16 protein-coding genes are annotated in these 20,757 nt (G+C 56.0%); 6 read left to right on the forward strand and 10 right to left on the reverse strand.

What is annotated here, in order from left to right; translation table 11 throughout:
- Positions 1-25: 25 nt before the first annotated feature.
- Both RDV48_02330 and RDV48_02335 read right to left on the reverse strand, forming a co-directional pair.
- Complete coding sequence (locus RDV48_02330; protein ID MDQ7821614.1) at positions 26-1,606, reverse strand: hypothetical protein; 1,581 nt, start codon at positions 1,604-1,606, stop codon at positions 26-28.
- 17 nt (positions 1,607-1,623) lie between these two features.
- Entirely contained in the window at positions 1,624-2,901 is a 1,278-nt protein-coding gene (locus tag RDV48_02335) for a PQQ-binding-like beta-propeller repeat protein (protein ID MDQ7821615.1), read from the reverse strand.
- Positions 2,902-3,087: 186 nt separating this feature from the next.
- Here RDV48_02335 and RDV48_02340 point away from each other — a divergent pair, with 186 nt between their 5' ends.
- Both RDV48_02340 and RDV48_02345 read left to right on the forward strand, forming a co-directional pair.
- A complete protein-coding gene (locus RDV48_02340) occupies positions 3,088-4,986 on the forward strand; it encodes a LamG-like jellyroll fold domain-containing protein (GenBank protein ID MDQ7821616.1) in 1,899 nt (632 codons plus the stop codon).
- A 154-nt stretch (positions 4,987-5,140) separates the two neighbouring features.
- A complete protein-coding gene (locus RDV48_02345) occupies positions 5,141-6,826 on the forward strand; it encodes a hypothetical protein (GenBank protein MDQ7821617.1) in 1,686 nt (561 codons plus the stop codon).
- A gap of 21 nt (positions 6,827-6,847) precedes the next feature.
- Here RDV48_02345 and RDV48_02350 read toward each other — a convergent pair whose 3' ends face one another.
- The 6 genes from RDV48_02350 to RDV48_02375 are packed head-to-tail and all read right to left on the reverse strand — an operon-like array spanning position 6,848 to position 12,125.
- Complete coding sequence (locus RDV48_02350; GenBank protein MDQ7821618.1) at positions 6,848-7,255, reverse strand: 4Fe-4S binding protein; 408 nt, start codon at positions 7,253-7,255, stop codon at positions 6,848-6,850.
- Positions 7,256-7,274: 19 nt separating this feature from the next.
- Positions 7,275-8,360: a nickel-dependent hydrogenase large subunit gene (locus tag RDV48_02355; GenBank protein MDQ7821619.1), complete on the reverse strand. Its 1,086-nt coding sequence runs from the start codon at positions 8,358-8,360 to the stop codon at positions 7,275-7,277.
- 4 nt (positions 8,361-8,364) lie between these two features.
- Positions 8,365-8,745, reverse strand: a complete 381-nt coding sequence (locus RDV48_02360; GenBank protein ID MDQ7821620.1) for an NADH-quinone oxidoreductase subunit C — start codon at positions 8,743-8,745, stop codon at positions 8,365-8,367.
- Complete coding sequence (locus RDV48_02365) at positions 8,726-9,178, reverse strand: NADH-quinone oxidoreductase subunit B family protein (GenBank protein MDQ7821621.1); 453 nt, start codon at positions 9,176-9,178, stop codon at positions 8,726-8,728. The genes RDV48_02360 and RDV48_02365 overlap by 20 nt, the downstream gene beginning before the upstream one ends.
- Positions 9,178-10,083 carry a complex I subunit 1 family protein gene (locus RDV48_02370; protein ID MDQ7821622.1) on the reverse strand — a complete coding sequence of 302 codons (906 nt, stop codon included), beginning with the start codon at positions 10,081-10,083 and terminating at the stop codon, positions 9,178-9,180. The genes RDV48_02365 and RDV48_02370 overlap by 1 nt, the downstream gene beginning before the upstream one ends.
- Positions 10,080-12,125: a proton-conducting transporter membrane subunit gene (locus tag RDV48_02375; GenBank protein MDQ7821623.1), complete on the reverse strand. Its 2,046-nt coding sequence runs from the start codon at positions 12,123-12,125 to the stop codon at positions 10,080-10,082. Before RDV48_02375 ends, RDV48_02370 begins: the two co-directional genes overlap by 4 nt.
- A gap of 278 nt (positions 12,126-12,403) precedes the next feature.
- Between RDV48_02375 and RDV48_02380 the strand changes: the two genes are divergently transcribed.
- Genes RDV48_02380 through RDV48_02390 form a run of 3 tightly spaced genes read left to right on the forward strand, consistent with a single transcriptional unit; the run spans position 12,404 to position 16,359 of the window.
- A complete protein-coding gene (locus RDV48_02380; GenBank protein MDQ7821624.1) occupies positions 12,404-13,918 on the forward strand; it encodes an FAD-dependent oxidoreductase in 1,515 nt (504 codons plus the stop codon).
- The gene (gene glpB / locus RDV48_02385) at positions 13,908-15,179 is read left to right on the forward strand and encodes an anaerobic glycerol-3-phosphate dehydrogenase subunit GlpB (protein MDQ7821625.1); all 1,272 of its coding nucleotides are present in this window, start codon (positions 13,908-13,910) and stop codon (positions 15,177-15,179) included. The genes RDV48_02380 and glpB overlap by 11 nt, the downstream gene beginning before the upstream one ends.
- Positions 15,169-16,359 (forward strand): anaerobic glycerol-3-phosphate dehydrogenase subunit C, encoded by a 1,191-nt coding sequence (locus tag RDV48_02390; protein MDQ7821626.1) that lies wholly within the window; start codon positions 15,169-15,171, stop codon positions 16,357-16,359. Before glpB ends, RDV48_02390 begins: the two co-directional genes overlap by 11 nt.
- An 11-nt stretch (positions 16,360-16,370) precedes the next feature.
- On the opposite strand, the gene RDV48_02395 is transcribed toward RDV48_02390, so the two are convergent.
- Positions 16,371-17,579, reverse strand: coding sequence for a SpoIIE family protein phosphatase (locus RDV48_02395; protein MDQ7821627.1), 1,209 nt, complete (start codon positions 17,577-17,579; stop codon positions 16,371-16,373).
- A gap of 205 nt (positions 17,580-17,784) precedes the next feature.
- On the opposite strand from RDV48_02395, the gene RDV48_02400 reads away from it, so the two are divergent.
- Positions 17,785-19,182, forward strand: a complete 1,398-nt coding sequence (locus RDV48_02400) for a UTP--glucose-1-phosphate uridylyltransferase (GenBank protein MDQ7821628.1) — start codon at positions 17,785-17,787, stop codon at positions 19,180-19,182.
- A gap of 6 nt (positions 19,183-19,188) precedes the next feature.
- On the opposite strand, the gene RDV48_02405 is transcribed toward RDV48_02400, so the two are convergent.
- Positions 19,189-20,757, reverse strand: a 1,569-nt coding sequence (locus RDV48_02405) for a PEGA domain-containing protein (protein ID MDQ7821629.1), incomplete at its 5' end; no start/stop codon positions are given.

A 20,757-nucleotide genomic window follows, 5' to 3' on the forward strand; every position in this document is an offset into this window, starting at 1 on the left:
CTGGAAATACTCTTTCCTGAAGGGGTTATGAGGGCCCCGGTATATCGGTCCTCTCAACTGGATAGGAAGAGCACCTGATGGCACCTTCCAGGATACTCACGGCAGCCATTTTGAGGGGAACGACCTCGTAACCGTTACGGGTATAGGTATCAAGAGCTATTTTCTCGAGGGGCTCGCACCCATAGGTGGGAAGATAGACCTTCTTCACCTGCTTCCCGCTCTCATCGGTGTAATTCTCCTGTATGCTGTTATTGTAAGTGAGATAGGGCAGGCTCCAAGTGGTGCGCAGGCCAATCATGCAGGGTATGCGCTCCACCTCGTACCCCTTTTCCTTCAATTCCCTCGCCACATTGTCAAAATTGGCCTGGTGGGCATCGCTCCCGTTCACCTCGATGAGCTTTCCGATCAGATCGGTGCCGGGGGAAAAGCCGGCCTCTTTGGCCATCTCATTGTTTGCTTTCGCCTTTTCCTCTTCCGTGAGTGCCTGGAATGTCCTGATTGCCATGCCGGGGTCTCCCACGAGAAACTTCCTGTTTCCCACGGGGGTGACGGCCATGTCAATATGAAAAACCGGCTGCTCCTCCTTGAGGGGCGTTGACGGGTCATCCTGGCATATGACATAAACCTGGCGCTCAAACTCGCTTTCAAAGACCTCGGGGGCTATGGTGCGCCACATCTCCGCGAGGGTCACCTGGCCCGGCTTCTCCGGCACCCCTTCCAGCACCACATCCTTCCCGGTCCTGTTTTCATAGAACCGGATTATCTCGTCTTTCCACCGGGGAAGGACAAAGAGCTCCTTGAGGCGGTCAGTCGTGTGGACGACGGAATCCTGGCCCACGAAGATGAACTCCTCGTTGCTCAGCATGTTGCCGCCGTCAATGCGGAGTGAAGGGTGGGGCACCGCCGTGAGGTTGCTGTTTCCCTGGGCAAAGAGAGGCGTTATCTTTGCATCCTCGGGGCCGGGCCAGTAAGTCCTGTCCTGCATCAGAAGAGTCGTCGTGCCGTCGGGATTCGCCACGGGGATCATGGAGTCGCGGATCCATATGGAAAAGCCTTTCTGCGAGTGGGCGTTCACGATGTTCACCCTCCCGGGGTTCACCATGCCGCTCTCGGCGGCGGCCTGGCGGAGTGTCTTCTCCCCCTTTTCGTCGGCTGTCACCACAGTAAAGCGCGTTTCGGGGTGCATGTTCGCAAAGAGAGTCTTGTACACCCCAAGGAGCCCCTTTGCCGTCTTTTCCGGGAGGGGCCTGTCAAACTCCATATTCCCGAACTGGAGGGCCAGGTGCTTGATGCGGCCCGACGAGTCGGGGAAAAGGACACCTCCTATGCCGAAAAGGGCCCCGGTTTTTGTAAGACCTCCCTCGGCGGCAGCCAGGTCGCTCATCTTCTTGAGATAAGCCTCCTGGGAGGCCGTGAGCTTCCCCGCTGACGCAAGGCCCTTGTTCTGAATCTGCGCGAGGAGCTCTCTCGAGAGATGCCGAGGTGGCGCCTGCTCCCCTCCCGTGGTCACCGTGTCCTGCATGAGAGACGGCTCCCCGTGGGTCGAAGGGGCCTTCCGGGGCTTTATCGATTCAGGGCTGTACTGGTAATTTCCTGATATCTGCAACGGTTCTCCCTCCTTGCTCACTGCTTGCGTGAGATTTTCACTCCGCCGATTATGACCGAGGTATCATCAATCTGGATTGACCGGGGGCCCCTTTCAGGCTCTTCGGCGAGAGACTCCTCCTGGAGCTCCACCGTTTTGAATGAATAGAGGTGCTCATCAAGGGCCGCCAGGTACACGCTTCCATCGGCTCCCACCACAGGGGGCTCGGAGAGCCTCACTTCGAATTTCTCTTTCCAGAGAAGGCTCCCCTCGCTGTTGAGGGCGTAAAAATTGGTATCATAGCCGCTCACGTAGATTGTGCCGTCTTTACCCAGTGCCGGCGGCGCCTCGGCAAAATGCTCCATGGGGAACTCCCATTTCTTCTTCCCCTCCGGCGTGAGCGCCTGAATGGACTTGCCCGTAAAGGTGGCAAGGTAAAGAGTGCCGTCATCACCCTCGACGGGGGGCTTGCGCAGGGGCGATCCCGCCTTGTGGGACCACTTCTGGACTCCTTTCCCGTTGAAGGCGTACAGCTTCCCGTCCTCCGAGGGCACATAGGTGGTGCCATCCCTGCCTGCCGAAAGGGGGCCATTCACCTTTCCCGGGGACTTTTTCTTCCACATGAGGTTCCCGTCCCCGTCAAAACGGTACAGCATGTCCTGGTCATCGACAAGGGAGACGGAGCCGTCTGCGGCCACTGCAGGCCTCGGCGAGCCGAAGAAATCCATCGGGGCGCTCCATTTCAGGGAGCCGTCAGCCCCATTGAGGGCATTGAGCTTCCGGTCCTGGGTGCACAGGAAGACCGTTCCGTCAGGGCCCACGGCAGGCGAGGACTGGATGGAGCTTTCAAAGGGGTGCATCCACCTGAGGGAGCCGTCAGGGGCGAAGCTCTTGAGCTGCTTGCCCTTGTCCCACAGATAGACGGAGCCGTCAGGGCCGCATATGGGCTTTGAGCATGTCCATGAGTCAAGCTTCTCCTCCCAGAGGAGGTCCCCCTTGCGGGTAAGACCGTAGAGATTCTTGCCGTCACAGGCATAAACCCTTTCGCCGTCAGGCGACACGGCGGGGGGCATGGAGAAGTCGTCCTTCGCTCTGAATTTCCACCTCACATGGACCGACTCCCCTTCAAAGAGGGCTTTTGAGACCTTGCCCAGGTCGAGGGGCTTCGGAGGCTCTGCACCGCCGCCGGGGACAAAGCCGTCAGGGGCGGCGGCACAAGAGGCAGAGCCGTCAGAAGCCTGCGCTTGTGAAGGGGAAGCACCCGGCATCGGCGCGCCTGACTGTGACACCCGTGAGGGACGGGAATCTATCTTCATAGGATTACTTCCAAGGGTATTATCTGCAGGGCAATTATACCATATTAGCGCTCCCAGGGGAAGTGATCCTGCAAGAAAAAGCTGATAATACTCACATGGAGCCGCTCCTCCTCCCGCAGAGGATAAGTCCGGAACTGCCGCGAAATAATTATCAAGTCCCATTTATTTCGCCATTACTGCTGCATAATGACCCGAGAAAGCAAAATCAGTCTTACTGCCTTCATTATTCTCCTTGGATTCATTATTGCACTGGGTTTTTGCTACAGGGCCTCCACAAAGAGGTGCGGCTATCCCTTTGACACTTTTCTTTTCAGGCCTGATGGCAGGTTCAGCGACTTTGCCTCCGTCTATGATCCTGCAAGAAACTTCAGTCCCTACCTGGAACATGCCCCAAGCGCGAACAACGTCCTGTTCCCCTTTTCCTATCTGATAATGTTTCTCTTCACCATGCTCAGCAGGAGACACTCCCTGATGCTGTTTCTTCTTCTCACCTCCCTCTCGATATTCTTTATAGTCCTGGTGAATATAAGATCCCGGGACCGGCTTGAGAGCTGCAAGAATGCCCTGATTATTACCTTCCTGTCATACCCCTTTCTCTTTACTTTCGACAGGGCAAATGTTGAGATTTTTGTGTTTATTGCTCTTTATCTTTTTTTCTATTACTATGAGGAAAGGAAGCTCTTTCTTCATGGATGCATTTTTCTCTCCCTGGCAATGGCAATGAAAGCCATTCCTGCAGTCTTTCTCGTGCTGCTCGCTTCTGAGCGGAAATTCAAAGAAGCGCTCATCACGCTCATTGTCTTTCTTCTCATCACGGCAGCGACCTTCCAGGCCTTCAAGGGGGGCTTTATGGAGAATCTGCATATGATGATTCTCAATCAGAAAATCACCCTCGGGATTTATGCAATGGGCGACGAAGGCATCATATTCGGGAGCAGCATCTTTGGACTGATAAAAGTCCTGACAGCCGGGATATACCCCTGCCATCTATGGATGAAAGCTTATGTGCCCTTCGCAGTGATATTTTTTTGCATTGCCGTCCTTTATGTCCTTCTCGTCGAGAAGACCCTGTGGAAAAAAATATCTGTGCTCACGTTCCTGATGATTCTCCTTCCCCATTTCTCCGCAGATTACCGGCTGCTCCATCTCTATATACCTCTCCTTTTCTTTATCAACAGCAGAGACTCTGACAAATATGACTGGCTCTACGCGGTGCTCTTCGGACTGCTTTTTATCCCGAAGAATTATCATCACTTCAACCTGCCGGGGGTCAGGCCTTTCGAGGTTCCGGGTATAGAGCCTTATGAGGCCGGCATCTCCATAATACTCAACCCTCTGCTCATGCTGGTGTTCTGCCTGGTCATCCTGGGATCGGGCCTTATGGAGGCCGATAAAAATGATATCCGGAAGCGATTCAATGGGTATTGCGCTTATGCAAGAAAATATGCCCTGGTACTTCTCACGGTGATTCTCGCCTCATCGCTGATGCTTGCTTTTGGCATTCGTGCATTGAGCAAAATAGCTGTCTCCCAGAGGGCATCCTACCTCCTCCCTGGAGTTCAGCAGGATTCTATGGCTCCAGTGTTTCACAGGGTTTTAAGTGATTATGACTTCAATCATGTGAAATGCCCGCCTGTTGCGCTGAACGACGGCTTCACCATTGAATTCCTGGTAAAGCCTGCAAGCTCTTCATGGAAAGGAGGAGTCATCCTCAGCAATGAGCCGGGAACGACCGGCAAAGAAGGCATCACGATAGCAAAATACAAGGACAATAAGTACTATATGATTGCCGGAGGATGGACGAACTTCGTACTCTTTGAAATGCCCCAGGATCAATGGAACTATGTGGCAGTCACGATAAAGGACCGGTCACTGACCGTGTATGTGAACGGCGAGCAGCAAAGGATTGAAGAAACAGAGGCGGCGGTAAGAAACAGCACCACGCCTCTTGAGCTGGGAAACTGTTACACCGGTGACGAGCCTTTCATCGGCTTCATACGAGAAGTGAGAATCTCTGAAGGTATCATGGACAGGGAAAGAATACACTCCAGCTGGCTCGTGGTAAAAAAGGCGCTGAATCGATGACCTCTCCGCGTCAGGCTCTTCTCCATAGAAAAGCAATGATGTGAAGCTACTTGGGAAGCAGTCGGGCAAAGGAATGGAAAACAGGTGCGTTGAAGTAACGTCTATGAAAAGCGGAATCCCTCGTAGTTTTCCCCTTTCAATTGAAACAATCCTTATGATTTACGCTCTCCTCTCCCTCATCCTGTATAATTTTGAGTATCCGATAGATGCCGACAACTTCATGATGGTGAAATGCGGAGAAGAAATTGTCCGCACAGCGGGATTCCCTCTCTATGACTCCTTCTGCTGGCCGCCACTTCAATGCAAGGTCCCGTGGCTTAACAACGAGTGGCTTTCATATGTTGCAGTCTACCTTCTCCACTCATGGGGGGGATTTCTCTGGGTCACCCTTTATAAGACGATTATTTACGGCCTGAGCTACGGCATCATATTCTGGTATGTGAGGAAAAAGAAGGGCGCCCTGCCTGCAGCATGTGCCGTCATTATCGCACTCTATCTTGGAAGATGGTTCGTCGCGCCGCGGGCAATGATGCATACCGCCCTTTTCTTCCCCCTTCTTGCCGTTCTTCTGCTCCGGCTCGAAGAGAGGGGGATCCGAAGAATCGACTTCCTCTACTTTCCCGCCCTTTTTCTCATATGGACTTTTTTTCATCCAGGAAGCTTTATCGGGATACTATTCATGGGGATGGCCATAGCACTTATCGGCGCGGTACTGATCAGGAAGGACCGTTCGCGGGAAGCTGCGGGAACGGTCCTCAGAATGGTAGCCCTCTGGGCACTCTCTTTTGCGGTGATGTTCCTGGCGCCTTTCGGGGCAAGGAGCTTCTCCTTTGTGGTTTCCATATTTGCCGATGCCTTTCACGTCACTGAAAGCAGCCACGTGATACCGGAATTCTCTTCCCCGCTTCAGAGGGTCCGCTTCAACATCCATTATTTCATAATCACCGGCAGCGCCCTGCTCGCCTTCATCATATGCGCAGTCCGTTATAAGGTAAAGCCCACCCCTGTTGAACAGTTTCTGTTCTTCTTCTGGCTTCTTGCATCGCTGAAAGCCGTAAGGAACATGCAGCTTCTCAGCACCTGCTCGATTCCGCTCTTTGCCTTTTTCTTTTTCCACCTCTTCAGGGCGCTGGACGGGCAGCTTCAAGCCAAAAAAAAGAGCACCCTGTGGTCCCGTTCCCGCCTCGTGCCCGCCGTGCTGAAACTCGCCGCCCTGACGGCAGTCCTCGCGACTTTCATACCCCGGATTGCCGGGACCGATCCTACAGGTCATTCCCTGGAGCAAGGGCTCTTCCCCGTGAACCTCAAGAACTTCCTGTCTGGCAACAGCCTTCCGCCCGATATTTACTGCGAGGAATTGGCCGGTGATTACCTTACATACCACCTGGCTCCCCGCTACAAGGTAAGCGCCGACGGGAGGCTTGACCTCATCCTCACCAGGGATTACCTTAACGAACTATACCGCTCATACGCGAATCCTGACGCCCTCAGGAGCTTTATTGAGAAATACGGGCTTGACACAATCATAATGCACCCGCGTTATAACTTCCTGGAGCGCGATCCCGCGTGGCTTAAAATATATGAAGGTGATGGCCTGTTTATCTATCTCAGGAAATGCGGGAGGAACAGAGAGCTCATGGAGCGCTTTACCGATGACACTCTTATATATCCCGATTCTGCGGATACCTGCCTGTTTCTCTATGTAGCCCACATCAAGATGAAGCATTACGAGACTGCCAGGAAATACCTTGTCAGGCTCATCATCAGCGATCCAAAAGAACAGGTGCTGCGTGACCAGCTGAAGCTTCTCGACAAAAAGATAAAAAAGGAAAAAAGCTGAAAATGGCCTGAAGCCTGTGTGTCAGGCCTCAGGCTTCTCTTCGCCGGTCTTTTCCTGGGGAGGCGCGGGCTCTTCAGCCTGAGGCTCCCTGGGAGCCGATGGACTCCGGTAGACCTCCACGGGGCGCTCCGTGAAAGGCTTTCTCCACTGGGACCTGAGCTCTATGCACTGCCTGGGGCACACCTCAACGCAGACCTCGCACACAATGCAGCGGTCCGGGTAAAAGGTGAGCTCCTTCCCCTTGGTATTCACCGAAATGGCCTCGGCAGGGCAGCGCCGCGCGCAGTTCGCGCAGAATATGCAGGTCTTTTCATCAAACTGCACATGCCCTCGGACCCGCGCAGGAAGGTCCCTTGCCACATCGGGGTACACTCTCGTGGCGTACCCGCCTAAAAGGTTCTGTAGTATGGTGGGAAGCATGAAAGGCATAGGTCACCTCGTCCTCTCGTTATCGCTCCGTGCAGCTTATGCAGGGGTCTATGGAATGAATGATCACGGGCACGTCGGGAAGCTCCGACCCGGGGAGCATCACGAGCAGCGACGGTATATTGGCATAAGTCGGGGTGCGGACTCTCACCCTCGCCACGTTCTTCGTGCCGGAGCCCTTGGCGTAATAGAACATCTCGCCTCTCGGCTGCTCGGTGCGGAACACGGCTTCCTCGGCAGGAGGGTTCCCCTTGGGCTTTGCCGCAAGCTCCCCTTCGGGAAGCTTCTCAAGGGCAGCAAGCTGCAGGTCAATGGACTGGATAGTTTCACGGGCCCGCACCAGGGCCCTCGCATAGGAATCGCACCCTGTCTCCACGACGGGCTCAAAGCCCAGCTCCCCATAGCGGTGAAGATCGGGCTGCATACGGGCATCGTCTTTCACGCCGCTTGCGCGGAGCACGGGGCCGGCGCAGCCGAGATGGAGCGCCTGATCATAAGTGAGGGGGCCTTTCCCCACGGTCCTGTGCTTCACCGTGTAGTCATTCATCATCACCTTGTTGAGAGCCTGCGCCTCCCTGCGGATCTCCGCCAGGGTCTCCAGGAGCCTCTTCTTCTGGTCTGTGTCGATGTCGCGGCGCACGCCGCCTATTATGGAGACGGAATGGGTGACACGGTGGCCTGCCGTGAGCTCGAGCATGTCCAGGATCTTCTCCCTGACCCGCCAGTATTGCATGAAGAGGCTCTCAAAACCGAAGGCGTCGGCAAAAAGGCCCAGCCACAGGAGATGGCTGTGGACCCTCTCCATCTCTGACCAGATAGTGCGGAGCCACTGGGCCCTCTCGGGAACCTCGAGCCCCCAGAGGCGCTCCACGACCTCGCAGTAAGCGATGCCATGGATGCAGCTGCAGATGCCGCATATCCTCTCGCAGAGATAGATATTCTTGTTGAACTCGTTGAGCTCGCAGGCTTTCTCTATGCCCCGGTGGACGTAGCCCATGGCAGGCACCACGTCAACGACCTTTTCATCCTCATAGGTGATCTTGAGCTGAATGGGCTCGGGAAGCACGGGGTGCTGAGGGCCGAATGGAACAATGGTGCGAGGCTGCATACAATCACTCCCCTTTCACTGCGGCGGGCTCTTTCTTTGCCTTGAGCATGGGAAGCTCAGGGCTGTCATGGGCGAGAAACATGTGGCCGCCGAAATCGATGGCCATGTCCTTCACCTTGACGCCGAAAAGCTCTTTCATCTCGTTTTCGCTCAGGACGGCCGTGAGATATATGGCCGTGATGCTGGGAACCTCCTCATCTTTCCTGACGGTGAAGCGTATCGCGTCCATCTCCCCGCCCGGTGTGACGACGAAATAGTAGGTGAGCTCAAATGATTCGCCTGCATCACTGCACACTGTCACTACAAAGCGGGCCTTCTTGTCCGCGTACTGCTTTGCCTCGCCAAGAAGGGCATCCTTTTTTATCTCACGCAGATTTTTTACCACGGGCCACCTCCTGAAGCTCTGCAAGTCTGCCCAGGGCCTTGACGACACCGTCGATGATGGCCTCCGGGCGTGCCGCGCATCCTGGCACATAGACATCAACGGGAATCACCTTGTCGGCGCCCCCCGCCACATTGTAGCAGTTATGAAAAACGCCGCCGGAGATGGCACAGGTCCCCACGACCATGACCAGCTTGGGATCAGGTATCTGTTCATAAAGGTTCTTCAGCACGCGGGCGGAGCGCTTATTGAGGGCACCGGTGCAGACAAGCACGTCGGCGTGCTTGGGATTGCCCATGTTCACCATGCCGAAACGCTCTATGTCATAGAGAGGCGTGAGGCAGGCCAGGATCTCTATATCGCATCCGTTGCAGGAGCCAGTGTCGTAGTGCAGGATCCAGGGTGATTTCAGGCGTGAGGCTTCTATCAATCCCATCAGAATACTCCTCTCTTGATGAAAAGATACACCAGGTTGGTCATACAGAGCACCATGGCGGCGACCCAGCTGTATTTCACCATCCATCCTATGGTCATACGCGCCGCAATATTATCGATGAACATTTCAAGGAAATAGACGGCAAGGGCGATGAGGACTCCGACCCATAACGGGACAGCCCAGAAGAGCGCCACGAGCCAGAGAAGGATGATGATCTCGTACCATTCGGCAATCATGAAGAGTGCGTAGTATGAGCCTGAATACTCCGTGAGGATGCCCCTTACAATCTCCTGGTGGGCATGATGGCATGTGGAGAAGTCAAAGGGGGATTTTCTGAGCTTGATGGTGATGATTATCACAAGGGCAATAAAGATGGGCCACATGGAATACATCAGGGGCTCGTTGCTGTCATATATTCTGCTGATGAGAAAGGTCTTGTTCTGGAAATAGACGGCAAGGGCCATCAGCAGCAGGACCGGCTCATAGGCAAGCATCTGGACAAGCTCGCGGTTTGCTCCGAAATGGCTGTAAGGGGACTTGGAGCTGAAGCCGCCGAGGACCAGGCATACTCCCGCAAAGCCCAGCAGAAACACGGTGAGGAGCATGTCAAGGCCGAGGGCGATGAATATCAGGCAGAATACCATGATAGCCAGATAGGCATACATCCACACGAGCTGCATCCTGGAGGCGGTGATCTGGTTTTTTCCCAGGAGCTTGAACACATCGTAGAAAGGCTGCCATACAGGAGGGCCTTTGCGTCCCTGCAGCCTTGCCGTGAGAATCCGGTCAAGGCCGGCAAGGAATCCCCCGGCGAAAGGTGCTATGATAACTGCAAGCATGGCGAGACCGATGGTCATAAGCTGCTGCTGCATAATCTGCTGCGTCACTGCCTGAGGATCATTCATAGCAGGATCACCCCCATCACCACTCCAAACATTATTATAAGCAGTACGACTGCGATGGAATTCACCCAGGGATTGAGGACCGCCTCGCTGAAAACATTCTTGAAATAATACCCTCCCAGTTTGACAGGCACCTTCTCATCGGCGGTCGTCATGTAAGTATCGGAATCGATCTCGCCCGTCTGCTCGCCGCACATGTACACAGGCCTGAACTCTGTCTGTTTCACCGAGATGAGGGCAAAGGGCACCAGCAGCGCCGCGACAAGAAGAATGAACAGAGGCCAGACAGGGAAATAGCCGATGGGATTCAGCAGATAATTCTGCGCCCCCCACTCAAGCCAGATATTACCCATATCGGGGTTGATCAAGGAAGCCTTCGCCACATCACGTACGGCAGCCGCAAAGAAGGCTCTGTAGAGGGGCGCCACGCCGATGCTTATTACAAAGACCCCTGCGAGAAGAAACCAGAGGGCGAACGAGTAGCCCGCCGAGAGATGCTCCTTCACTCTGCCGAGCCTCGGGAGCACCTGCAGGAGCCTTCCGAACCACTTTCCCCAGAACAGGATGGTGGCGGCGCTCCCAAAGACGATCATGAGAAGAATGAGCATCACGGGGAAGTTCACCACGGAATTGAGCATCAGGTTTCCCGCCTTCACGCTGCTTCCAAGGGCTGATACCGACTCTATGGCAATCCACTTGGAGAGAAGCATGCCAAAGGGGGGCAGGAACATCGAGAGGATACCGATTCCCATGATAAGGGTCGTCACCGGCGCCTTTTCGGCGAGGGCCTCCATGTCATCTATCTCCCTGCTCCAGATGATGTGCTCTACGGTGCCGGCACAGAGGAAGAGAAGTCCCTTGGAGACCGCATGGAACACTATCAGCAGGATTGCCGCCGCTATCGAGAGAGGCGTATTGATGCCTGCGCAGGCGATTATGAGGCCCAGGTTGGCAATGGTGGAATAGGCGAGCACCCGCTTCCCTGTTGTCTGGCTTATGGCGAGGAGCGAGGCGGCAAGGAAGGTAAAAGCCCCGCAGAGGGCGATGATTATTCCGATGAAGGGGCCGATTTTCCCGATGACCGAAGTCTGGAAGGCCGGCATGAGCCTCACGATAAAGTACACGCCTGCTTTCACCATGGTGCTTGAATGGAGCAGGGCCGACACGGGAGTGGGCGCCACCATGGCTCCCAGGAGCCAGTTCTGAAAGGGGAGCTGCGCCGCCTTGGTGAAGCCGGTGAAGCAGAGAAGCACAAGGGGGAAGAGGGCCACCGCCGAAGGGACACCGCCATGGATCACGTTCTGGAGAGAGAGCCCTGCGGCCTGACCGCCGTGGTTGTGAAGGTACATGATGGCATAGGTGAAGGCTGTGCCTCCCAGGGAGTTCATCCAGAGGGCTGTGGCGGCATTGTCAAGGGCCTGCCTGGTAAGGTCATGGCCTATGAGGAGAAACGAGCAGAGCGTCGTGACCTCCCAGAAGAAATAGAGGAGGTAGAGGTTGTTGGCCGAGACGAGGCCGTTCATCGCGCCCAGGAAGATGACCATCCAGAAAAGGAAGCGCGACTGGCGCGATTTCTGAAGGTGCAGGTGCTCCTCGTGATCCTTGATATACTTGATGCCATAGACACAGATCAGCGAGCCGATGACAGAGATGATTATAATCATGACCTTGGCAAGGCTGTCCACATAGAAAGCAGGATCGACGACTGTCTGGGCGTGGCCTTTGAACTCCCAGTAAGCAAGGGGCACAAGCTGGGCAATGGCAAAAATGAATACGAGGGGCTTGCGAAGCGAGATGCCGACATACACGACGTAAAGCAGGAGCATGAAGTCGAGGACCATCACGACCTCATGCCATTCCATCCCGCCGGAAGGAGTCCAGGTAAAATCACCGGTCCTCAGCAGGAGAAAAGAGTTAATCGCGAGCGCCAATGCCGTGATAATCACCACGGAAGCCCGGACCTGGTACTGTTTTACAAGATATATGATAATCGCCGAGATCACAGGAAGCAGTATGGCGATTCCCATCATTGTCCCTTGCTGCATAGGCCTTTCCTCCTCATGAGTGGCATGGAGCATAAAACCAGAAAGACTCTGTGATTCGACATAAATGAGAGAATACCTTCATGGCAGGGAAGGGCGGGGGCTGTCATTCGCTGCTGCAGAGTGCCTCGCAGCGCTTTCTGGCATAGTCCCTCGCGGAAAAGCTGCACTTCTCGCTGTCTGACACGACAATCTGCGGGGCAGGGTCTCACCACACAAGTTGACCGCAGGGCATATCTCTGATAAAATGGTAAAATCAACGGAAAGGACCGCAAGAGACCATGGGCGATACCCCGGTCGTGATAATAGGCGGCGGCGCCACGGGAACAGGAATCCTGAGGGACTGCGCTCTCAGGGGAATAGATGCCGTGCTTGTGGAGATGCATGACCTGGCGACAGGCACGAGCGGGCGCTTTCATGGCCTCCTCCACTCGGGAGCGCGCTATGCCGTCAAGGACTTTCACTCAGCCGTAGAGTGCATCACGGAAAACACCCTCCTCAAAAAGCTGGCGCCCTGGTGCGTCGAGGACACGGGAGGCCTTTTCATCGCAACTTCCGACGATGATCCCGCCTACGCCGCCACATGGCTCGAAGGGTGCAGGAAGGCGGGGATTGCCGCAAGGGAAGTCTCGCCTGCCGAGGTGAAGAAGGAAGTTCCCCTCATCAGCGGAAAGATAAGCCGGGCCTTCGCAGTCCCCGATGCCACCGTTGACGGCTTTACCCTGGCAGCGGCAAACGCCCGCGACGCAGAAAAAAGAGGATCGATGGTGAAAACCTACGCCCGTGTCACCGGATTCGGCATCAGCGGGAAAAGGATAACATCGGTAATGATCAGGGACGCGGGGGGAAGGGAGGAGGAGCTTGCCTGCTCCCTCGTGGTGAACGCCGCAGGCCCCTGGGCGGGGCAGGTGGCATCCATGGCGGGTGAAGAGCTTGCCCTCTCGCCTGACAGGGGAATCATGGTGGTCTTCCATTACCGCTTCACGCCGAAAGTGCTCAACAGGCTCCATCCCCCGGGAGACGGCGATATCTTTGTGCCGCACCACGACGTGACCATATTCGGCACCACGTCAAAAACGGTAAAAGATCCCGACGATCTCACGGTGGAACAGGACGAGGTGCTTGCGATGCTCGCCCTGGGGAAAGCCCTTATCCCTTCGATAGAGGATCTCCGCACCATAAGAGCCTTTGCCGGCGTGAGGCCCCTTTTCGAGGAGAAGGAGGGCCAGGAAGGAAGGGAGGCCACAAGGGAGTTTTCCCTTATCGATCACGGCGCCAGGGGAGGGCCGGAAAACCTTGTCTCCGTCGTGGGGGGGAAACTCACCACCTACCGCCTCATGGCGCAGAAAGCCGTCGATCTCATCGCGGCGAGAACAGGGGTCACAAAGCCATGCAGCACCGCTACGGAACCCCTTTCTCCCCCGTCAGCCGTTGAAGAGCCCGGCATTGCGGGACTCCTCTGCGAGTGCGAGCAGGTCAAAGGGAGCACCGTGCTCGAAGCCTCAGGCGCAAGGAGTCTGCACAGCCTTTCAGATATCAGGAGGCTTACCCGCATGGGAATGGGGCCCTGCCAGGGGACTTTCTGCGCCTTCAGGGCAGCAGGATACCTTGCCGGGGAGAAAAATCTCGGCGCCGGGGAAGCCCAGAGACTTATTGCGGAAGATCTTGCAGAGCGCTGGAAAGGCGTGAAGCCGGTGCTATGGGGATGGCAGGCCAGGCAGTCGGAGCTGGCCCGCCGGATTTACATGAACCTTTTCTCTCTTGAGCGGCAGGAAGGCTTGAAAAATGAACTTTGATGTAGTGGTTATCGGAGCGGGGCTCTCGGGCCTCTCTGCCGCCTCAGCGGCACTTGGCAGGGGAAAGAGCGTTGCCATCGTGGCAAAGGGCTCAGGAAACCTCTCTTCCGCCTCAGGGCATATCCAGCTCCTGGGGCACTATCCCCCTGAAGCTCAGGGGCATGCCGGGAATCCCGAGGAGGCCATCAAGACCCTCATAAGGAAAAATCCCTTACATCCCTATGCACTTCTTGGGATTGAAAGGATAAGGGATGCTGTGGCCCGCTTCCTGAAGAACTCGGAAAGCTTCGGCCTTCCCTACGGGGGCTCACTGCTAGAGAACAGGCTCATTCCCACCTCTGCCGGCACCCTGATACCGGCAGCCCTGACACCTCCCTCTTCGTGGAGGGATTTTTCCGAAGCCTCCGAGATCGTCGTGGCAGGCTTCAAGGAGCTCATAGACTTCTACCCTGCCTTCGTGGCGGAAAGCCTGGCTTCCCGCTGCAAAGCCCCCCTGAAGCACCTGTGGGTTGAAATGGGAACCGGTGCAGGGAGAGGCCTTAACAGCTACGACATGGCCCTGTATATGGAAAAGCCCGAGGCTTTGAAAAGCCTCGCGTCGCAGCTTAAGCCCCACGTGAAGGAAGGCACCTTCATCTTCATCCCGGCAGTGCTTGGAGTGACAGGGCACCTTGCCCTTTCCGAATCGCTTGAGAGCGGGCTGGGCTGCCCCGTCATTGAGCTCGTGACCCTTCCTCCCTCGGTACCGGGGCACCGGCTTGCCGAGGCCTTCAGGAGGCATCTCCTGAGAAGGGGTGTGGAGTTCCTCTGGGGCCACGATGCGGTCCTGGAGGCCTGCAACGGGAAGCGCTGCATCTCCCTGGAGCTCGGAAGAGGGACAGGGAAGGGCTTCTCCCTCAAAGGCCGTGCCTTCGTGCTTGCCACGGGAGGAGTGCTGGGCGAGGGTCTCATGGTGCTGCCGGGAAAGATCGAAGAGACAGTCCTGGGAATCCCCGTCCACTATCAAAAGCCCTTTGCCGAAGGCGATTTCCTGGGCAGCAGGGAGCTGCCCCTCGCAATGGCGGGGATAAAGGTAAACAAGGCGCTCCAGCCCCTTTCGCCCGAGACAGGCGAGGTGCTCTTCGAGAACGTGCACGTGGCCGGCAGAACCCTTGCAGGCTACGACCCATACCTGGAGAAAAGCGACTCGGGCGTGGCGCTCGCCACAGGCTACGCAGCGGGACTCAATGCGGCAGGGGAGGATTCATCAGATGACCACTGACAAGACCGCCTGCCTTGAGCACTGCATCAAGTGCAGCATCTGCCACACCCAGTGCCCCGTCGCTGCCCGGGTCCAGTCCTTCCCGGGACCGCGCCAGCTCGGTCCTGAGCTCGAGAGGGCCCGCCTTGCAGAAAAAAGCCTTCCCGACGAAATCGAGCAGTACCTCGGCTTCTGCATCAACTGCAGGCGCTGCGACACCTCCTGCCCCCACGGGGTGAAGCCTTCCGTCATCAATATCAGGAACAAAGGCAAAAAGCAGCACATGAACCTGGCAAGGCTCCGTGACTGGGTCCTGGCCCATAACGTGTGGTGGGGATCCATGGGGAGCATGGTGCCGGGTCCCTTCAACGCCATGCTCCGCCTGGCGCCGGCGAAGTTTTTCATGGGAATGCTGGGAATAGCCCCCAGGGACTTTCCCCGCTACACCCATAGCACCCTTAAGACAGAAAGCCTGAACAGGGAGAAAAAGGCCCTCATATTCCCCGGATGCTACGGGAGCTTCAATGAGCCCCTCATCCTGCAGTCAGCCATCGATCTCCTCGAGGCCTGCAGCTACCAGGTCGAGATAGCCAGGACGGGCTGCTGCGGCATCCCCATGCTCACCAATACCTTTACCGCCGAGAGCAGGGCAACGGCAGAGAAGAATGCCGCCCTCCTTCTTGGAAAGGTGGCGCAGGGCTTCACGGTCATCACCACCTGCTCAAGCTGCGGCCTCGCCCTCAAGGAGGAGTACGGCGAGCTTCTCGAGGAGAAGCGCCACCTCGAGCTTGCCCGCCATGTGAAGGATCTCTTCCAGGTCCTTGCCGATGAGGAGCTCTCGTTCTCCTCATCAAAAGAAAGGGTTCCCATTGCCTATTACCATGTCTCATGCCACCTCAAGGCCCAGGGTATAGGAACACCTGCGGCGGCCCTTCTCAGGAGAGCTGCCGTGAGGGAGCTCATCGTGGAGGACAGTTACTGCTGCGGGATAGCGGGGACCTTTGGATTCAAGAAGGAGCGCTTCGCCATGGCGCTGGACATAGGGACCCCCCTCTTCAACGCCATAAAAAGGAGCGGTGCGGGGCTTGTCATTACCGACTGCGGCACCTGCACCCTCCAGATAGCCGATGGAACGGGCATCACGGTAAAACACCCCGCGGTGGTGCTGAGAGATTACCTGTCCGGCGGCCCGGAGAGCTGAGGCGCCCGGGGCTATTCCATCTCGAAGGCCAGGAGACTCACATCATCATCAAAATCCTTGTTTCCAGCCCATTCACGGAGAAGGGCCTCCATACCCTCTATGCACTCCCTCAATGATTTTTTCCTTGACTGCACAAGATATTCAGCGAATCTTTCCCTTGAAAACCTCTCCTTGCTAGCGTTCATGCAGTCTATGACACCGTCAGAATAGAGAAAGAGCCGGTCTCCTTTCTGCATGGGAACGCGGTGCTCGTCATACTCGGCAAATGAGAGCATGCCGACGGGATATCCGCCGCTGCCGATAAAGAAGGAGGCGCCTGCGGGCTTTACCAGAAAGGGGGAAGGATGGCCCGCCTGCGAGATGGTGAGAGTCTCACGGGCTCTGTCAAAAAGGCCGTAGATCATGGTGAAGTAGATAAGGCTTTCTTCATCTCCGACGAAGTGCCTGTTAAGCTCCCCCACTACCGCGGAGGGAGCCGCGGCCTGGAGCGCAGGCAGCCCCTTGGCCGGCTTGACGACAAACCCTGCAGCGCCCAGAGAAGGCGAAAGGGTGTTGCTCAGCGTGAAAGAGAGCATTGCCGAGGGAATGCCATGGCCTGCCACGTCGATGATGTAAAAGCCCACGCGGTGGTCCTCCAGCAGAAAGTAGTTGAATATGTCGCCGCCGAGGATCCTGGAAGGCATGAAAAGCCATTCAAAGTGCAGCCCCCCCATGCTTGAGGAAGACGCGGGGAGGAGGCTCTGCTGAAGGCGGGCTGCAGCTTCAAGATCACGCCTTATGATCATGTAAGCCTCATTAAGCCTTTCATGGGCCTCATGGAGGCTACGGTTTTTCTCTGCGTAGCTTCGCTCAAGCTTCACTATACGCTCCCCTGCCATGATGCGGACTCTGAGCTCCTCGTTGTCAAAGGGCTTTGCGATAAAATCGTCAGCGCCTTCCTCCAGAAGCTGCACCAGGTCTTGGCTTGTCTCTCTGGCAGTGAGGATGATTATGTAGAGATAATGGGGAAAATCGATCTTCCTGATGCGCCTGCAGAGCTCCAGACCATCAATGGGCTCCATGACAAGGTCGCTTATGACAAGCTCTATCTCCTGGCAGTGAAGCATGTCCAGGGCTTCGCCGCCGTTGGAAGCTGTAAGGACTTCGTATCCCAGGGGGGAGAGAAAGACTTTCATGAAATTCCTGAGTTCCTGATCGTCATCAACCACAAGGATGCGCACCGCGTCAGCTCCCGCCTGTCAGATAATGGCCTTCCCTCTGTGTATTAGGTATGCACCGCGAAAAATCCTCTGTATGATGGCCTATCACTGGTACAGAATGCCCTGCCGCGGCGGCAGGGCATTCAAGAAAAAGGGTTCATCATCTCAAGAAAGAATAAGTGCTCAAGGCCGGTAATGCCAAAACATCTCAAGGAAGTGACGGAGTATGATTACCACGGAAGAGAGATTCATGCCTTTCAGGGAGCTGATGAGAAAAGAAGGCCTGCCCGACGTGGCAATCGCCACCTTTGCCCATTATTACCGGCATCTTGCCGAGGGATACGACGGCTTCATAAGGGAGACAGATATCCTTCCCCTTGAGTCCCTCCCGGAGCTTGAGTCTCTTCCCACTCACCTGGCGGAGACAGGACAGCGCTCACTTCCCCACACGGTGATGATAAAGCTCAACGGCGGCCTCGGGACAAGCATGGGCCTTAACGGTCCCAAGTCCCTGCTCACGGTGAAGGACGACCTCACCTTCCTTGACATCATTGCCACCCAGGCCCTTCATGAAAAGGTTCCTCTTATCCTGATGAACAGCTTTGCCACAAGGGAAGAGTCACTGAAAGCCCTGGAACGATATCCCGGCCTCATGAGGGATATTCCTCTTGATTTCCTCCAGCACAGAGTTCCCAAGGTGAAGCGCTCAGATCTCTCGCCGGCCAGGTGGCCCGAGAATCCCTCACTTGAGTGGTGCCCGCCCGGTCATGGCGATATCTACACATCACTGGTGACGGGAGGGCTCCTGGACCTGCTGCTGGAAAAGGGATACCGCTTCGCCTTTGTGTCCAACTCGGACAACCTCGGGGCCGTGATGAACAAGATAGTCCTGGGGTATTTCGTGGAGCACAGGCTTCCCTTCCTGATGGAGGTCGCGACAAGGACGGAAGAAGACAGGAAAGGAGGACACCTCGCAATGCTTCCCGACGGGCAGCTCATCCTCCGGGAAATTGCCCAGTGTCACCCCGAGGACAGGGCTCTCTTCCAGGACATTTACCGCTATAAGTTTTTCAACACAAACAGCATCTGGATCAATCTCCATGAGCTGAAGAAAGTGCTGGAGGAAAAGGATTACGTGCTGGGCCTCCCGATGATAAGGAACCCCAAGAGCATCGATCCCAGGGACCTCTCTTCAACGCCTGTCTACCAGATTGAGACTGCCATGGGGACTGCAATCTCAATTTTCAGGGGGGCCCAGGCCCTCCATGTGCCAAGGAGCAGGTTCCTCCCGGTCAAGACCACCAATGACCTCCTGGCAGTCAGCTCCGATGCCTACCTGCTCACCCATGACAACAGGGTGGTGATAAATCCACAGAGGGAGCCGGGAGGCCCTCCGATGGTCATCGACCTTGACCCGGCATATTACCGCTCCATCGACGACCTCCAGGCCCGTTTCCCCTATGGCCCGCCTTCTCTCATCGAGTGCGAGCGCCTCACCATAAGGGGTGATTTCAGGTTCGGAAGAAATGTAGCCTTAAGGTGTGTGGTACACCTCGTCAACGAAACAGCAGATCAGGTGATATTTGACGACGGGAGCATATTGGATGGATCATACTCGGCGTGACAGAACTTACCGCTTCATCCAGAGCGGATTGTCAAGGGCGCTCCTGTTGATGACAAATGATCCCGCCAGGCTGCTTTTACCGTCACTGGTGGCATAGAGGATCTCTCTGTAGCCAAGGTCATCCTTTTTCGTCACGGAGAATTCCTTGAGCTCCCCGTATCCTACTTCATTTTTGGCAGGCTCCCTGAGGGGGACCACCTTGTAGTCAGACCCTGCCTTCTTCACCACGTAAAGCTCAACAGGATCCCTCCCCGTTCCCCTGATATGGCGGAAGGCCAGCACCATTTCCTGGTCTCCCTCGTTGTCAATGTCTTCATAGAGCTGCTTGAGAAGAGCAAAGTCCTTCTCAGGGAATCTCTCCGCTATGGAAAAGTCTGAAAAGGCCTGTTCCGCAGGGGGCAGGGTCTCTGTCACGTCTCCCTGGAGGCCTCCCGTCTCGGGCCTTACCGCCTCGTCAGGATTCACTCTTTCCTCTTTCTTTTCTCCAGATTTCAGCGTGAACTCCCTGATCCAGACCCGGCCGTCATAAAGCACTGCTTTTACCGTCACGGGCGTGTCGGGATCGCAGAGGACCCTCTGGCGCTCGTACCCTTGGAACCTGTCATTCACATAAAATGCCGTGTCATAATCTCCCTCAAGTAAAAGGACGCCCTGTGCCACAGGCTTCACCGCGAGGAAGGCCACCTCGCCGGGGGTGACTTTCACTTCCTGCTTCCAGGGCATATAGAACTCCTTCGCCACAGTTATCTTGTGAGAGCCGGGGTTCACGAGATAGGGGCCTTCAGAGGCCTTCCCCAATGCCACGCCGTTGATAAATACTTTCGCCGTGCCATCACACTCCACTGCAACGGCTGATTTCTTCTCATCCTGAAGGCCGTAGAACTCTGTCCGCCTGCCCCACTCGACCTGTGCCGGAAAATCCCTTGCAGGGCCCTTTTCCCCGAATTTAAGGGTGATCTTGTGTGCTCCTTCATGGACATCCTTCAACAGAACAGGAGTGACCTTTCCCGTGTCCATGCCATCGACACTGACCGAAGCGCCTTTGGGAAAAGACTGCACGTTGAGGGTCCCGGTTTTCTTGAGGCTGAACATGCAGGTCGTCTCCTTGCCGGGAAGTACCTCCAGGGTCTCTTCGGCATCCAGGCAGTCTTTCATTGAAAGACGCACGTGGTATGTTCCCTTTTTCACCTCTGCGACACGGAGGGGAGTGATTCCCGAGATTGACTGATCCTCGGTGCAGGTGACAGACGCTCCCGTCGGATCGGTGTCAAGGTAGAGCGTTCCAGGAGCTATGGGAAGAGAGGGAATGGGCATATTCACTTTCTGGGTTGAGAGCGATATCAGGCAGGCCACTATGATCACCACGATGACAATGGCTGCGACCACATGCTGGTATCCCTGAGAGGTGCTCTCGCTGCGAAGGACTGTTTTCACTTCAGGCTTCACCTCGGCGGCGGGGGCTTTCGGCTCTATTGCAGGAGCTTTCGGCTCTATTGCAGGGGCTTTCGGCTCAGGCGTCAGCACAGGCTTCGCTTCCGCCACGGGAGGCTTCACCTCGGCAGCAGGGGCTTTCGG

It is taken from the genome of Candidatus Eremiobacterota bacterium, assembly GCA_031082125.1.
Taxonomy (GTDB): Bacteria; Vulcanimicrobiota; CADAWZ01; order CADAWZ01; family Ess09-12; genus Ess09-12.